The organism is Pseudomonas sp. H3_A02 (assembly GCF_054671965.1).
Map to the genome: position 1 here is coordinate 3,390,384 of NZ_CP162807.1, position 14,689 is coordinate 3,405,072.

At 61.4% G+C, this 14,689-nt stretch carries 10 protein-coding genes and 4 tRNA genes; 12 read left to right on the forward strand and 2 right to left on the reverse strand.

Features of this window, described 5'->3' with window-relative positions; all coding sequences use genetic code 11:
- Positions 1 to 286: 286 nt before the first annotated feature.
- The 11 genes from uvrB to AB4N80_RS15035 all read left to right on the forward strand — a co-directional run bounded on the left by uvrB (position 287) and on the right by AB4N80_RS15035 (position 8,653).
- The gene (gene uvrB / locus AB4N80_RS14985; RefSeq protein ID WP_122565118.1) at positions 287 to 2,302 is read left to right on the forward strand and encodes an excinuclease ABC subunit UvrB; all 2,016 of its coding nucleotides are present in this window, start codon (positions 287 to 289) and stop codon (positions 2,300 to 2,302) included.
- Between the two features lie 223 nt (positions 2,303 to 2,525).
- Positions 2,526 to 4,007, forward strand: coding sequence for a glutamate--tRNA ligase (gene gltX / locus AB4N80_RS14990; RefSeq protein ID WP_122565119.1), 1,482 nt, complete (start codon positions 2,526 to 2,528; stop codon positions 4,005 to 4,007).
- Positions 4,008 to 4,153: 146 nt separating this feature from the next.
- A tRNA-Ala gene (locus AB4N80_RS14995) sits at positions 4,154 to 4,229 on the forward strand.
- 79 nt (positions 4,230 to 4,308) lie between these two features.
- A tRNA-Glu gene (locus tag AB4N80_RS15000) sits at positions 4,309 to 4,384 on the forward strand.
- A 53-nt stretch (positions 4,385 to 4,437) separates the two neighbouring features.
- Positions 4,438 to 4,513: transfer RNA gene (locus AB4N80_RS15005), tRNA-Ala, on the forward strand.
- A gap of 75 nt (positions 4,514 to 4,588) precedes the next feature.
- Positions 4,589 to 4,664, forward strand: a tRNA-Glu gene (locus AB4N80_RS15010).
- A 181-nt stretch (positions 4,665 to 4,845) separates the two neighbouring features.
- Complete coding sequence (locus tag AB4N80_RS15015) at positions 4,846 to 5,385, forward strand: TetR/AcrR family transcriptional regulator (RefSeq protein ID WP_122566045.1); 540 nt, start codon at positions 4,846 to 4,848, stop codon at positions 5,383 to 5,385.
- A 28-nt stretch (positions 5,386 to 5,413) separates the two neighbouring features.
- Positions 5,414 to 6,247: an alpha/beta fold hydrolase gene (locus AB4N80_RS15020; protein WP_122566044.1), complete on the forward strand. Its 834-nt coding sequence runs from the start codon at positions 5,414 to 5,416 to the stop codon at positions 6,245 to 6,247.
- A 45-nt stretch (positions 6,248 to 6,292) separates the two neighbouring features.
- Complete coding sequence (locus AB4N80_RS15025; RefSeq protein WP_122566043.1) at positions 6,293 to 6,742, forward strand: acyl-CoA thioesterase; 450 nt, start codon at positions 6,293 to 6,295, stop codon at positions 6,740 to 6,742.
- 379 nt (positions 6,743 to 7,121) lie between these two features.
- On the forward strand, positions 7,122 to 8,081 hold the full coding sequence (locus tag AB4N80_RS15030; protein WP_122566041.1) for a tRNA dihydrouridine synthase: 960 nt from the start codon (positions 7,122 to 7,124) through the stop codon (positions 8,079 to 8,081).
- A gap of 119 nt (positions 8,082 to 8,200) precedes the next feature.
- On the forward strand, positions 8,201 to 8,653 hold the full coding sequence (locus AB4N80_RS15035; protein WP_122566040.1) for an Hsp20 family protein: 453 nt from the start codon (positions 8,201 to 8,203) through the stop codon (positions 8,651 to 8,653).
- A 216-nt stretch (positions 8,654 to 8,869) separates the two neighbouring features.
- Here the strand turns inward: AB4N80_RS15035 and AB4N80_RS15040 are convergent, their stop codons facing one another.
- Both AB4N80_RS15040 and AB4N80_RS15045 read right to left on the reverse strand, forming a co-directional pair.
- Complete coding sequence (locus tag AB4N80_RS15040) at positions 8,870 to 12,148, reverse strand: EAL domain-containing protein (RefSeq protein ID WP_122566039.1); 3,279 nt, start codon at positions 12,146 to 12,148, stop codon at positions 8,870 to 8,872.
- Between the two features lie 69 nt (positions 12,149 to 12,217).
- The gene (locus tag AB4N80_RS15045) at positions 12,218 to 13,108 is read right to left on the reverse strand and encodes a LysR family transcriptional regulator (protein WP_460082757.1); all 891 of its coding nucleotides are present in this window, start codon (positions 13,106 to 13,108) and stop codon (positions 12,218 to 12,220) included.
- Between the two features lie 157 nt (positions 13,109 to 13,265).
- On the opposite strand from AB4N80_RS15045, the gene leuC reads away from it, so the two are divergent.
- Positions 13,266 to 14,684, forward strand: a complete 1,419-nt coding sequence (leuC, locus tag AB4N80_RS15050; RefSeq protein WP_186639905.1) for a 3-isopropylmalate dehydratase large subunit — start codon at positions 13,266 to 13,268, stop codon at positions 14,682 to 14,684.
- Positions 14,685 to 14,689: the final 5 nt, after the last annotated feature.

Sequence of the window (14,689 nt, forward strand, 5' to 3'; positions counted from 1 at the left end):
GCCGAATGCACTAGAGCGGTGCACAAACGGGGAGCTAGTATAGAGGCCATCACCCGGCACGGCGACAGGCGATTCGGTTTTTACGCTAAGTTTTTACGATTTTTTTCGACCGTTAGTTCTCTCGCAGCGTCAAAGTCTTCAAGGCGTGTAGGACGTTCGTCTTGAAAGCGAAGGCATTCACCTCCACATTGTGTGCATCCCAGCTTTTTCCTCGGGCGACATCAGTCGTTTCGGTCTTTCTCGTTCCTGTCGGCTGGCCGACAGGGGTGAATCCAGAGGTTATGTCATGTCTGAATTCCAGCTAGTCACCCGCTTCCAGCCCGCCGGCGATCAGCCGGAAGCCATCCGCCTGATGGTCGAAGGCATCGAGGCCGGGCTGGCGCACCAGACGTTGCTCGGTGTGACCGGCTCGGGCAAGACCTTCAGCATTGCCAACGTGATCGCCCAGATTCAGCGCCCGACCCTGGTACTGGCGCCGAACAAGACCCTGGCGGCGCAGCTGTACGGTGAGTTCAAGGCGTTTTTCCCGAACAACGCCGTGGAGTACTTCGTTTCCTACTACGACTACTATCAGCCCGAGGCCTACGTGCCGTCGTCGGACACCTTCATCGAGAAGGATGCCTCGATCAACGACCACATCGAACAGATGCGCCTGTCGGCGACCAAGGCGTTGCTCGAGCGCAAGGACGCGATCATTGTCACCACGGTGTCGTGCATCTATGGCTTGGGCAGTCCGGAAACCTACCTGAAGATGGTGCTGCACGTGGACCGCGGCGACAAACTCGACCAGCGCGCCTTGCTGCGTCGCCTGGCGGACTTGCAGTACACCCGCAACGACATGGACTTCGCCCGGGCGACGTTCCGGGTGCGCGGCGATGTGATCGACATCTACCCCGCGGAATCGGACCTGGAAGCGATCCGCATCGAGCTGTTCGACGATGAAGTGGAGAGCATTTCGGCGTTCGACCCGCTGACCGGTGAAGTGATCCGCAAGTTGCCGCGCTTCACCTTCTACCCCAAGAGCCACTACGTGACGCCCCGGGAAACCCTGCTGGACGCCATCGAAGGGATCAAGGTCGAGTTGCAGGAGCGCCTGGAATACCTGCGTTCGAACAACAAACTGGTGGAAGCCCAGCGCCTGGAGCAACGGACCCGGTTCGACCTGGAGATGATCCTGGAGCTGGGCTACTGCAACGGCATCGAAAACTACTCGCGCTACCTGTCGGGTCGCCCGGCGGGGGCGCCGCCGCCGACCTTGTATGACTATTTGCCGGCCGATGCCTTGCTGGTGATTGACGAATCCCACGTCAGCGTGCCCCAGGTCGGCGCCATGTACAAAGGCGACCGTTCGCGCAAGGAAACCCTGGTGGAATACGGTTTCCGCCTGCCCTCGGCGCTGGATAACCGGCCAATGCGCTTCGACGAATGGGAAAGCGTCAGCCCGCAGACGATTTTTGTCTCGGCCACCCCCGGCAACTACGAAGCCGAACATGCCGGCCGGGTGGTCGAGCAAGTGGTACGCCCTACCGGGCTGGTGGACCCGCAAGTCGAGGTGCGTCCGGCGTTGACCCAGGTCGATGACCTGCTCTCGGAAATCAGCAAGCGCGTGGCGGTGGAAGAGCGGGTGCTGGTCACCACGCTGACCAAGCGCATGGCCGAAGACTTGACCGATTACCTGGCCGACCATGGCGTGCGGGTGCGCTACCTGCACTCGGACATCGACACGGTGGAGCGGGTCGAGATCATCCGCGACCTGCGCCTGGGCACCTTCGATGTGCTGGTGGGCATCAACCTGCTGCGCGAAGGCCTGGATATGCCGGAAGTGTCGCTGGTGGCGATTCTCGACGCCGACAAGGAAGGTTTCCTGCGTTCCGAGCGCTCGTTGATCCAGACCATCGGTCGCGCGGCGCGTAACCTCAACGGCCGGGCGATTCTGTATGCCGATCGCATCACCGGCTCCATGGAGCGGGCCATCGGCGAGACCGAGCGTCGTCGCGACAAGCAGATCGCCTTCAACCTGGCCAACGGCATCACCCCCAAGGGCGTGTTCAAGGACGTCGCCGACATCATGGAAGGCGCCACCGTGCCCGGCTCGCGCAGCAAGAAGCGCAAGGGCATGGCCAAGGCCGCCGAAGAGAGCGCCCGCTACGAGGCCGAACTGCGCTCGCCGAGCGAAATCACCAAGCGTATCCGGCAACTGGAAGAGAAAATGTACCAGTTGGCCCGGGACCTGGAGTTCGAGGCTGCGGCGCAGTTGCGTGATGAGATTGGCAAGTTGCGCGAGCGGTTGCTGGCTGTCTGAGGTTTTGTGGTGGTTTTGAGGGCCTCATCGCGAGCAAGCTCGCTCCCACACTGGATCTACGGCGTTCACAAAACCCCTGTGGGAGCGAGCTTGCTCGCGATGGGCGCGACTCGGTCGACGACTGGCCACACAAATCCCGCTCTCACTGGAGCCCGCCCGCCATCGCCTGTTACCATTCGCCCCCTGTTTGATCTTTGCTTTTATATTCTTTCCGAGACATGCCATGACCACCGTCCGCACCCGCATCGCGCCTTCGCCCACTGGCGATCCCCATGTCGGCACCGCTTACATCGCTTTGTTCAACTATTGCTTTGCCAAGCAGCATGGCGGCGAGTTCATCCTGCGGATCGAGGACACCGACCAGTTGCGTTCGACCCGCGAGTCCGAACAGCAGATCTTCGACGCCCTGCGCTGGTTGGGAATCGACTGGAGCGAAGGCCCGGACGTCGGCGGCCCGCACGGTCCGTACCGCCAGAGTGAGCGCGGCGATATCTACCAGCAGTATTGCCAGCAACTGGTGGACATGGGGCATGCGTTCCCATGTTTCTGCACCGCCGAAGAGCTGGACCAGATGCGCGCCGAGCAAATGGCTCGCGGCGAAACCCCGCGCTACGATGGCCGGGCGCTGCTGCTGTCCAAGGAAGAAGTCGCCCGTCGCCTGGCCGCTGGCGAGCCCCATGTGATCCGCATGAAAGTGCCGAGCGAAGGCGTCTGCGTGGTGCCGGACATGCTGCGTGGCGATGTCGAGATCCCGTGGGATCGCATGGACATGCAAGTCCTGATGAAGACCGACGGCTTGCCGACGTACTTCCTGGCCAACGTGGTCGATGATCACCTAATGGGCATCACACACGTCTTGCGCGGCGAAGAATGGCTGCCGTCGGCGCCGAAACTGATCCTGCTCTACGAATACTTCGGCTGGGAACAACCGCAGCTGTGCTACATGCCGCTGCTGCGTAACCCGGACAAGAGCAAGCTGTCCAAGCGCAAGAACCCGACCTCGGTGACGTTCTACGAGCGCATGGGCTTCATGCCCGAGGCGATGCTCAACTACCTGGGGCGCATGGGCTGGTCGATGCCGGACGAGCGTGAGAAGTTCTCGCTGCAGGAAATGGTCGAGCACTTCGATCTGTCGCGCGTCTCCCTGGGTGGGCCGATCTTCGACATCGAGAAGTTGTCGTGGCTCAACGGCCAGTGGCTGCGGGACCTGCCGGTGGAGGAGTTCGCCGCTCGTGTGCAGAAGTGGGCGTTGAACCCTGAGTACATGATGAAGATCGCTCCCCACGTGCAGGGCAGGGTAGAGACCTTCAGCCAGGTCGCCCCGCTGGCCGGCTTCTTCTTTGCCGGTGGCGTGACGCCGGACGCGAAGCTGTTCGAATCCAAGAAGCTCTCCGGCGACCAGGTGCGCCAGTTGATGCAACTGATCCTGTGGAAGCTCGAAAGCCTGCGTCAGTGGGAGAAGGACAGCATCACCGCGACCATCCAGGCCGTGGTCGAGTCCCTGGAGCTGAAATTGCGCGATGCCATGCCGCTGATGTTCGCCGCCATTACCGGTCAGGCCAGCTCGGTGTCGGTGCTCGATGCGATGGAAATCCTCGGGCCGGACCTGACCCGTTTCCGCCTGCGCCAGGCCATCGATCTGCTCGGTGGCGTGTCGAAGAAGGAGAACAAGGAGTGGGAAAAACTGCTGGGCGCGATCGCGTAAGCGTTCGATGAGGCAGGGCATACCCCGGTTTTCCGGGGTTTGTCGGTAAGTGATTGTTATCCCGGCAAAAAATTTTTAGATTTGTTGAAAATAAATTTGACAGCCCTCCGATACGCCCTTAAGATTCGCCCCGTCCTCAGCGATGAGGGGCTATAGCTCAGCTGGGAGAGCGCTTGCATGGCATGCAAGAGGTCGACGGTTCGATCCCGTCTAGCTCCACCAATTTACACTTCAAGGCCTGGCCACACCGGTCTTGAAGCGATCAACACTCAGCGTTGATCAGTTGTATAGAAGGGTTTGCGTCCCCTTCGTCTAGTGGCCTAGGACACCGCCCTTTCACGGCGGTAACAGGGGTTCGAGTCCCCTAGGGGACGCCAGTTTTACAGAAGCGATGTTGCAAGACGTCGCTCCGCCGCGAGGCGAAAAATCCGGGGCTATAGCTCAGCTGGGAGAGCGCTTGCATGGCATGCAAGAGGTCGACGGTTCGATCCCGTCTAGCTCCACCAATTACAGGTTCAAGGTTTGGCCACACCGGCTTTGAATCGATCAGTTCTCAGCACTGATCAAGTTAGAAGGTTTGTGTCCCCTTCGTCTAGTGGCCTAGGACACCGCCCTTTCACGGCGGTAACAGGGGTTCGAGTCCCCTAGGGGACGCCACGATTACCCGCTCTGCGGGATTTTATAAGGGTCATTCAATTCTTGAATGGCCCTTTTGTTTGTCTGGCGTTCGGCCAATTCCCTTATCCTTTGAAAAAGTCTTCTGACCAGCGGTGAAAATTTCCGCTTGCGGAAAATTATTACATGGATAATATTTCAGTCGTAATATTCGGAGGCGACGATGAGCGATAAAAAGGCACAAACCCGTGAACGCATTCTCAAGGCCGCCAGCGATGCGCTGATTCAGCGTGGGCCGGCAGAGCCGAGCGTGGGCGAGGTGATGGGCGCGGCCGGGCTGACGGTGGGAGGTTTTTACGCCCATTTCGAAAGCAAGGATGCCTTGATGTTGGAGGCCTTCAAGCAATTGCTCAATCGGCGCCGCGGCTTGATCGCCGATATGGACGGCGAGCTGACAGGCGAAGAACGGCGCGCCCTGGTTGCCGCGTTCTATCTGTCGCGAAAGCACCGCGATTGCACCGAGCAAGCCTGCCCGATCCCGGCGTCGGTCGGCGAACTCGGGCGGCTGCCGGAGGCGTTTCGTGAGGTGCTCAATGAGCATATCGAGTTGATGGTCGCGCAGTTGGCGGCCAGCCCGGAGGACGCCGACAAGGCTTTGGCCGACATCGCCTTGATGGTGGGTGGCCTGGCCCTGGCGCGGGCATTGGGCCCGGGAGAGTTATCGGATCGTTTGCTGCGCGCCGCCAAGTCGGCGGTGCGTTGAGCTGAGGCGCGAGCCCTGGAGATGAGCGATGGACAGGTTGAGCTGGATTCGTAGTGTCAATGGCACGCTTGGCTGGGTGGCTCCGCACCTGGTGGCGAAGCAGATGCGTTCGTTGTTCATGCGCCCTCGGAACTTGCCGCCGCGAGATTGGGAGCTGCCGTTGCTGGCGACGTCCGAACGTATCACCTTACGCTTCGGTCTCTCGGCCTTGCGCTGGGGCAAAGGTCCGGCGGTCTTGTTGATGCACGGTTGGGAAGGGCGGCCGACCCAGTTCGCGGCGCTGATCACGGCCTTGGTGGATGCCGGTTACATGGTGGTGGCGCTGGACGGCCCGGCTCATGGTCGCTCGCCGGGTCGTGAGGCGAATGTCCTGTTGTTCGCCAGGGCCATGCTCGAAGCCGCCGCCGAGTTGCCGCCGTTGCAGGCCGTGATCGGGCACTCCATGGGCGGCGCCAGTGCCCTGTTGGCCGTCCAGTTGGGGTTGCGTACCGAGACGTTGGTCAGCATCGCCGCGCCCGCTCGCATTCTTGGGGTGCTGCGCGGTTTCTCCCGGATGATGGGCCTGCCGCCCAAGGCGCGTTCGGCCTTCATTCGCCAGGTAGAAAGCGATGTGGGCATGCCGGCCTCGAAGATGGACGTGGCGCATTATCAACTGGACGTGCCGGGGTTGATCGTCCATGCCGAGGACGACACGTCGGTTTCGGTCAAGGAGTCGCAGTTGATTCATGAGGCGTGGTTCGACAGTCGGCTGCTGCGACTGCCACAGGGCGGGCATCAGCGGGTGCTGGCCGATCCTCGTGTGATTGATGGGGTGTTATCACTGCTGGCCGGTCGCAGCCTGCAAGCGCGGCAATCGGCTTGATCATCCGTTACACTGCCCCCATCCAAATTCGACCGGGAGAGGGGCATGGGCTGGGATCGGGCAACGCCATTCATCATTGATCTTCAGGTCAATGCCGAAGACATCGACGGGCTGGGCCATGCCAACAACGCGGTGTACGTCACCTGGCTCGAGCGCTGTGCCTGGCGCCATTCCCAGCGCCTGGGCCTGGATCTGGTGGAATACCGGCGCCTGGACCGGGCCATGGCAGTGGTGCGGCATGAAATCGATTACCTGGCGGCCGCCTATGAAGGCGACGAACTGCAATTGGCGACCTGGATCGTCGACTGGGACCAGCGCCTGAAAATGACCCGGCATTTCCAGCTGGTCCGTCCCAGCGACAACGTCACGCTGCTGCGGGCCCAGACCACCTTCGTCTGCATCGAACTGTCCACCGGTCGGCCCAAGCGCATGCCGCAGGAATTCATCGAGGGTTACGGCGTGGCGCTGAATCCATCTGGCATCTTCATAGACTGACCCACCGCTATCGCGAGCAAGCTCGCTCCCACAGGGGATTGTGGCGGACTCCAATTCCGTGAACGCCCTGGAACCATTGTGGGAGCGAGCCTGCTCGCGATAGCGCCAGTCCATTCAACGTCAATGCAAGCTGATCCACCGCTTTCGCGAGCAAGCCCGCTCCCACAGGGGATTGTGGCGGACTCCAATTCCGTGAACGCCCTGGAACCATTGTGGGAGCGAGCTTGCTCGCGATAGCGTCAGTCCATTCAACGTCAATGCAAGCTGACCCACCGCTTTCGCGAGCAAGCCCGCTCCCACAGGGATTTGTGGGGAATGCCGGAAATGTGGGCAAAATCCGGTAAACTGCCGCACGTTTTTTCGTTGAGTGTGTGTTTCCATGCAAATTGCCCTGGCGCCCATGGAGGGGTTGGTCGACAACATCCTGCGGGATGTCCTGACCCGTGTTGGCGGGATCGACTGGTGTGTCACCGAGTTCATCCGCGTCAACGACCGTCTGCTCACGCCGGCCTATTTCCATAAGCTCGCCCCTGAGCTGCTGGCCGGTGCCCAGACCGCTGCCGGCGTGCCGTTGCGGGTGCAGTTGCTCGGCTCCGATCCGGTGTGCCTGGCGGAAAACGCGGCGTTGGCCTGTGAGTTGGGCTCGGAGGTGATCGACCTGAATTTCGGTTGCCCAGCCAAGACCGTGAATAAATCCCGGGGCGGGGCGGTGTTGCTCAAGGAGCCGGAACTGCTCAACGAAATCGTCGAACACGTGCGCCGCGCGGTGCCGAAACACATCCCCGTCACCGCCAAGATGCGCCTGGGCTTCGATAGCCCGGACGGCGCGCTGGTCTGTGCCACGGCGTTGGCCGAAGGCGGCGCGGCGCACATCGTGGTGCATGCGCGGACCAAGGTCGATGGCTACAAGCCTCCGGCCCATTGGGAATGGATCCCCCGCGTGCAGGAAGTGGTCAAGGTGCCGGTGTTCGCCAATGGCGATATCTGGAGTGTTGAGGATTGGCGCCGTTGCCGCGAAATCAGCGGTGTCGAAGACATCATGCTCGGTCGCGGTCTCGTTTCCCGCCCGGACCTGGCCCGGCAAATCGCCGCCGCCCGGGCTGGCGAGGACGTGGTCGAGATGTCCTGGGTCGAGCTGCAGCCGATGCTCCACGACTTTTGGCAGCAAGTGGTCGAACAACTGACACCGCGCCAAGCCCCGGGCCGGTTGAAGCAGTGGCTGGCAATGCTGACCCGCAATTACCCCGAAGCGGTCGAGCTGTTTACCGCGCTGCGCCGGGAAACCGACCTGGACGCGGTGGGGCATTTATTGGGTGTGCAGCGCACCAAAGCGGCCTGAAAAAATTTCAAAAAAACCTCTTGAAAAGTTTTTGGCGGACCCTAGATAGGGGTTACGCGATGCCGAATTCGGGTCGCGGAGACAAAAAAACTTGCTGAATTTTTCAGGAGATTTGAATCATGAGTACTGCATTTTCGCTGGCCCCGCTGTTCCGTTCCTCGGTAGGCTTCGATCGTTTCAACGACTTGTTCGAAACCGCCCTGCGCAACGAACCAGGTAGCAGCTATCCACCCTACAACGTGGAAAAACATGGCGATGACGAGTACCGCATCGTGGTCGCCGCCGCCGGATTCCAGGAAGAAGACCTGGACCTGCAAGTGGAAAAAGGTGTGCTGACCATCAGCGGCGGCAAGCGTGAAGCCAGCAACGACAGCGTCACCTTCCTGCACCAGGGCATTGCCCAGCGTGCGTTCAAGCTGTCCTTCCGGTTGGCCGATCATATCGAGATCAAGTCCGCCGGCCTGAGCAACGGTCTGTTGAGCATCGACCTGTTGCGGGTGGTTCCGGAAGAGGCAAAAGCCAAGCGCATCCCGATCAACGGTGCGCAGCGGCAACCCGCGCTGCAAAACTGATGCATCGCAACTGAAGAAGGGCGCCCAAGGGCGCCCTTTTTCATTTTGGAGAACGGTGGAAGATTCATTGTGGCGAGGGGATTTTATGTGGGAGCAAGGCTTGCCCGCGATAAAAGCGATGCGGTCCTTCAAATACCGAGTCAGCTGCAGTCGCGAGCAAGCCTTGCTCCCACATAAAACCCCCTTGCCACAAGCGTTCCCCGCAGTGTCTCCATGTCACGGCAACAACCGCTCAAACGCCTCCAGCGGCAGCGGTCGGCTGTGCAGGTAACCCTGGTACAAATGGCAATCGAGTCCTTGCAGGAACTGCAATTGCTCCAGGGTCTCCACACCTTCGGCAATCATCACCAGGTTGAGGCTGCGGGCCATGGCGACGATGGCCCGGATGATTTCGGCGTCGTTGGGGTCGCTGGTGGCGTCGCGCACGAATGACTGGTCGATTTTCAGCGTGTCCACCGGCAGGCGCTTGAGGTAGGTCAGCGACGAATAACCAGTGCCGAAATCGTCCATGGCGAAGCTTACGCCCAGTTTCTTGAGCCGGCGCATCTTGGCGATGGTGTCGTCCAGGTTCTGGATCACGATGCCTTCGGTGATTTCCAGCTTCAGCATGGAGCAGGGCAGGGCATGGGTGGCTAGGCAGGTTTCAATGCGTTCGACGAAGTCGCTCTGGCGGAATTGTCGCGGGCTGATGTTTACGCACAGGCTGAATTGCTGTGGGTCGATCTTGCCCTTGGCGATCAGTTGCTTGAAGCCGTCGCAGGCTTCATCAAGGATCCAGGTCCCGACTTCGAGGATCAGGCCGCTGTCCTCCAGCACTTTGATGAATTCGTTGGGCGATTGGGCGCCGAGGTCCGGGTGATGCCAGCGCACCAGGGCTTCGGCGCCGACGATGCGGTTGTCCCGGGCATCGACCTGCGGTTGGAAATGCACGCTGAACTCGCCACGGGCCAGGGCCTGGCGCAGGTCGGTTTCCATGCGCAGCCGTTCGCTGGCGGCTTTTTGCATGGTGGTGTGAAACATCTGCGAGGTGTTGCGTCCCGAATCCTTGGCGCGGTACAGGGCAATGTCGGCGCGCTTGAGCAAATCGGTGGGCGTGGAGCCGTGGTCGGGGATCAACGCGATACCGATGCTCGGCGTGACCTGCAGTCGCTGGCCATCGAGAAACATCGGCTCAGAAAGCAATTCGCGCAGGGTGTCGGCCAGCGTCTGCACTTGCTTGCTGACTTCGTTACGCGAGCCTTCCAGGCCGCTGAGCAACACCACGAACTCGTCGCCCCCCAGGCGCGCGACAGTGTCTTCCAGGCGCACGCTGGCTTCCAGGCGCGCGGTGATGATTTTCAGTACGGTGTCACCCACGGGATGACCGAGGGAGTCGTTGATGTGCTTGAAGTGGTCCAGGTCGAGAAACAGTAGGGCACCGCGCAAGTTGTGGCGCTTGAGCAGGGCGATCTGCTGGCTCAGGCGGTCCATCAGCAAGGCCCGGTTGGGCAGGTTGGTCAGCGAGTCGTGGTAGGCCAGGTGGCGGATCTGGGCTTCGGCATTGCGCAGCAGGCTCACGTCCCGGGCGGTCAGCAGCAGGCACGCGGTCTCATTGAGGGTGATGGGCTCGACCGAGACCTCCACCGTAAGGATTTCCCCCCGTTTATTGCGCCCGAGCATTTCCTGGTGGACGACGCGGCCCTTGAGCTGCAGTTCGGCCAGCAGGGCCGCTCGCTGTTTTTCTTCGGCCCAGATACCCACCTCGTAGACCGTATGCCCGATCACTTCATCGGCGCGGTAACCGGTCAGCCGGCAGAAGCCATCGTTGACCTCAAGGTAGCGACCGCTTTCGAGCTCGGTGATGGTAATGGCGTCGGGGCTGGAGTGAAACGCCTTGGCGAACTTCTCTTCACTGGCCTTGAGGGCGGCTTCGGAGCGTTGCTGCTGCGTGATATCGCGCAAAGTCGTGACGATGCACGGCTGATTGCCGACGTTGATTTGCCGGCTGGAAATCACACAGGTCAGCGGCTGGCCGTTCTTGTGGTGAACGACGATGGCGACATTGTTCAGCGATTGTTCGCGGATCACCCGTTCGATGCGTTGCAGGCTGCTGCCCGAGCCGCCCCAGAGGCCGATTTCGTCGGCGCTGAGGCCGATCACGTCGCCGGTGGTCCAGCCGAAGGTCTGGGTGAAACTGGAGTTGATCTCAAGGAACCGGCCGCTGTCCTGGTGGGTGACGCAGATCGGATCGGGACTGACCTGGAACAGCGTGGCGAATTTCTCTTCCGAGGCGGCCAGGCTTTGTTCGCGCTCCACCTGGTCGGTGATGTCCAGCAAAGTCCCTGCCATGCGCAAGGGGCTGCCGTCGTCGTTGCGGTAGAGGCGGGCGCGGCTTTCCAGGTAGCGCGAGCTGCCGTCGGGCAGTTGCACGCGGTAGGTCAATTGATAATTGCCCGCCGGGCCTTCCCGCAGGCTGCGGTAGGCGTTGCGCATGTTGTTGCGTTCTTCCGTGGGCACCCCCTCGAAAAACGCATCGAATGATTCGTGGAACGCCTTGGGTTCCAGGCCATGGAGCTGCGCGGCCCGGGCCGAGCCGTAGAGCATGCCGCTGGGAATGTGCCAGTCCCAGGTGCCCAGTTGCGCCGAGTCGAGGGCCAGGTCCAGGCGCTCCTGGCTGTCCTTGAGGGCCTGCTCGGCCAGTTTGCGTTCGGTGGTATCGAGGAATGTGCTCAGAAGATAAGGCTGGCCCTCGAGCTCGACTCTCTGCGCGCTGAGAAGGCCGCTGTGGATCTGGCCGTTACTGGCCTGCAGTTCTACCTCCATACTCGTCATTTCGCCCTTGGCCTTGACGACCTCCACCAATTTTGCCCGCTGCTCGGGATGGACCCATAAGCCCAGTTCCAGGGTCGTGCGGCCGATTATGTCGTGCAGCGGCCAGCCAAACAGACTTTCGAAATACTGGTTGGCCTCGATGATCAGGCCATCTTCCTGGCGGGTCAGCAGCACCATGTTCGGGGTCAGGTGAAATAGCGTGGCGAAACGTTTTTCCGAGCTGCGCAGCGCCTGTTCCCGTTCGCGCTGATGGGTGATTTCGCGAATCACCCCGATCATGCGCGGCCGGCCGTGCTTGTCGGGCAGCACGCTGCCACTGATTTCCAGCCAATGCAGGCTGCCGTCGGGCCAGACGATGCGGTGATGCATCGCCTGTTCCAGTGGCGCCCCGGCCACTGCCGCGTGAAACGCGCGCACGGCCCTGGCCCGGTCTTCGGGTAACAGCAAATCGAGGTAGTCCACGTCCGCCGGCAACGGTTGGCGCGGATCGAAGCCGAACAGCGCCTGGGTGCCGCGGGACCAACTGATCTGGCCGCTGTCGATGTCCCACGACCAGGCGCCCAGCCGCGCACCGTTCAGGGCGGCCAGCAACTGTGGCGCGCTGTCCCAGCTTTGCTCGGACCGCTTCGGGTCGAGCGCCTGAATGCGTGGCAAGGGCGGGAGATGGTCAGCAGGTTTGGGCATTTCTAGCGAGCCTTGAGCGGTTTTGGGCATTAAGCACAAGCCTCCAAGGCCCTACAGGCGCGGCACAACCTATGCCTTTGTCCCTGGCAAATCGATTTGTGCGTCCAGTAAGGCCATGAAAGCCCGTGCGGCATTCGATAGCGTCCGTTCGGTGTGCAAGATATAGCCTAGCTGGCGACTGAGCTGTATGCCCGGCAAAGGAATGCGTGCGACCTGTTCGTCGAGCATGGTGCGCGGCAGAACGCTCCAGGCCAGGCCGATGGAAACCATCATTTTTATGGTTTCCAGATAATTCGTGCTCATGGCGATGTTTGGCGTCAGGCCCTGGGCCTCGAACAGCCGTTGCACGATGTGGTGGGTAAAGGTGTTGCCCCCCGGGAACACTGCCGGATGCAAGGCAATGTCCGCCAGGCTCACCGAACTGTTTTCCAGCAAGGCATGTTCCGGGGCGACCACGAAATCCAGGGGGTCGTCCCACACCGGTGTGGCCCGTACCAGCGTGTGGGGCTCGGGGGCGAGGGTGATGACGGCCAGTTCCGCCCGGCCATGGAGGATTTCTTCGTAGGCCACTTCCGAATCCAGGAACTGGATATCCAGCGCCACCTGGGGATAGCGCCGGGTGAACTCGCGCAATAAAGGTGGCAGGCGGTGCAGGCCGATGTGGTGACTGGTGGCGAGCGTCAGGCGCCCGGTCACTTCGCCGGTCAGGTTGGTCAGGGCGCGGCGGGTGTCGTCCAGCACGTTGAGGATCTGATAGGCCCGCGGCAACAGGGCCCGGCCGGCCTCGGTCAGGCCCACTTCACGGCCCAGGCGGTCGAACAGGCGCACCTTGAGTTGTTGTTCAAGGCCGGCGATGCGCTTGCTGATGGCCGGCTGGGTCAGGTGCAGGCGTTCGCCAGCGCCGGAGAAACTGCCCGTCTCGGCGATGGCAATAAAGGCATTGAGGTTGGCGAGGTCCATGGCGGTTCCGGTCGGATTCCAGTTGGTTATGCAAAGCATGAAAAATATGAATTTGAGTTATTTAATGTAACCCCATAGGATCAGCCTCACAAGCCAAGGGGTTATTGATTCGTTCAAGGCCCGGGGCATAGAAACAAGCTGATGAGGAAACCGTCTGATGGCCGGCAAAACGCTCTACGACAAGCTCTGGGATTCGCATTTGGTCAAGCAGCGCGACGATGGCTCGGCGCTGATCTATATCGATCGTCACATCATTCACGAAGTGACGTCGCCGCAAGCCTTCGAAGGCCTGCGCCTGGCCGGGCGCAAGCCGTGGCGCATCGATGCCAACATCGCGACCCCGGACCACAACGTACCGACCACGCCGGAGCGCAAGGGCGGCATCGAAGCCATTGCCGACCAGGTCTCGCGCCTGCAGGTCCAGACCCTCGACGATAACTGTGACGAATACGGCATCGTTGAATTCAAGATGAACGATGTGCGCCAAGGCATCGTCCACGTCATCGGCCCGGAGCAGGGCGCGACCTTGCCCGGCATGACCGTGGTCTGCGGTGACTCGCACACTTCGACCCACGGTGCTTTCGGCGCCCTGGCCCATGGCATCGGCACCTCCGAGGTCGAGCACGTGCTCGCCACCCAGTGCCTGGTCGCCAAGAAAATGAAAAACATGCTGGTGCGCGTCGAAGGCCAGTTGCCGTTCGGCGTGACTGCCAAGGACATCGTCCTGGCCGTGATCGGCAAGATCGGCACCGCCGGCGGTAACGGCCATGCCATCGAGTTCGCCGGCAGCGCGATCCGCGACTTGTCCGTCGAAGGCCGCATGACCATTTGCAACATGTCCATCGAGGCCGGCGCCCGCGTCGGCCTGGTGGCCGCCGATGAAAAAACCGTGGAGTACGTCAAGGGCCGTCCATTCTCGCCCAAAGGCGCGGAATGGGACATGGCGGTCGAGGCCTGGAAAGACCTGGTCTCCGACGCCGATGCCCAGTTCGACACCGTGGTCGAGCTCGACGCGACGCAGATCAAGCCGCAAGTCAGCTGGGGCACTTCCCCGGAAATGGTGCTGGCGGTGGACCAGAACGTACCGGATCCGGCCAAGGAAATGGACCTGGTCAAGCGCGACTCCATCGTCCGCGCCTTGAAATACATGGGCTTGAGCGCCAACCAGGCGATCACCGACATTCAGCTCGATCGCGTGTTCATCGGTTCCTGCACCAACTCGCGGATCGAAGACTTGCGCGCCGCGGCAGTGATCGCCAAGGGCCGCAAGGTCGCCTCGACCATCAAGCAGGCCATCGTGGTGCCGGGCTCGGGCCTGGTGAAGGCCCAGGCCGAAGCGGAAGGGCTGGACAAGATTTTCCTCGAGGCCGGTTTCGAATGGCGTGAGCCGGGGTGCTCGATGTGCCTGGCGATGAACCCGGACCGTTTGGAGTCGGGCGAGCATTGCGCCTCCACCTCCAACCGTAACTTCGAAGGCCGTCAGGGCGCCGGTGGCCGTACGCACCTGGTGAGCCCGGCGATGGCCGCGGCGGCGGCTGTCAACGGCCGTTTCGTCGACGTCCGCGAATTGATCTGAAGGAG

Coding starts and splice junctions, on each gene's coding strand:
- uvrB (WP_122565118.1), top strand. CDS start 287: ATGTCTGAATTCCAGCTAGTCACCCGCTTCCAGCCCGCCGGCGATCAG.
- gltX (WP_122565119.1), top strand. CDS start 2,526: ATGACCACCGTCCGCACCCGCATCGCGCCTTCGCCCACTGGCGATCCC.
- AB4N80_RS15015 (WP_122566045.1), top strand. CDS start 4,846: ATGAGCGATAAAAAGGCACAAACCCGTGAACGCATTCTCAAGGCCGCC.
- AB4N80_RS15020 (WP_122566044.1), top strand. CDS start 5,414: ATGGACAGGTTGAGCTGGATTCGTAGTGTCAATGGCACGCTTGGCTGG.
- AB4N80_RS15025 (WP_122566043.1), top strand. CDS start 6,293: ATGGGCTGGGATCGGGCAACGCCATTCATCATTGATCTTCAGGTCAAT.
- AB4N80_RS15030 (WP_122566041.1), top strand. CDS start 7,122: ATGCAAATTGCCCTGGCGCCCATGGAGGGGTTGGTCGACAACATCCTG.
- AB4N80_RS15035 (WP_122566040.1), top strand. CDS start 8,201: ATGAGTACTGCATTTTCGCTGGCCCCGCTGTTCCGTTCCTCGGTAGGC.
- AB4N80_RS15040 (WP_122566039.1), bottom strand. CDS start 12,148: ATGCCCAAACCTGCTGACCATCTCCCGCCCTTGCCACGCATTCAGGCG.
- AB4N80_RS15045 (WP_460082757.1), bottom strand. CDS start 13,108: ATGGACCTCGCCAACCTCAATGCCTTTATTGCCATCGCCGAGACGGGC.
- leuC (WP_186639905.1), top strand. CDS start 13,266: ATGGCCGGCAAAACGCTCTACGACAAGCTCTGGGATTCGCATTTGGTC.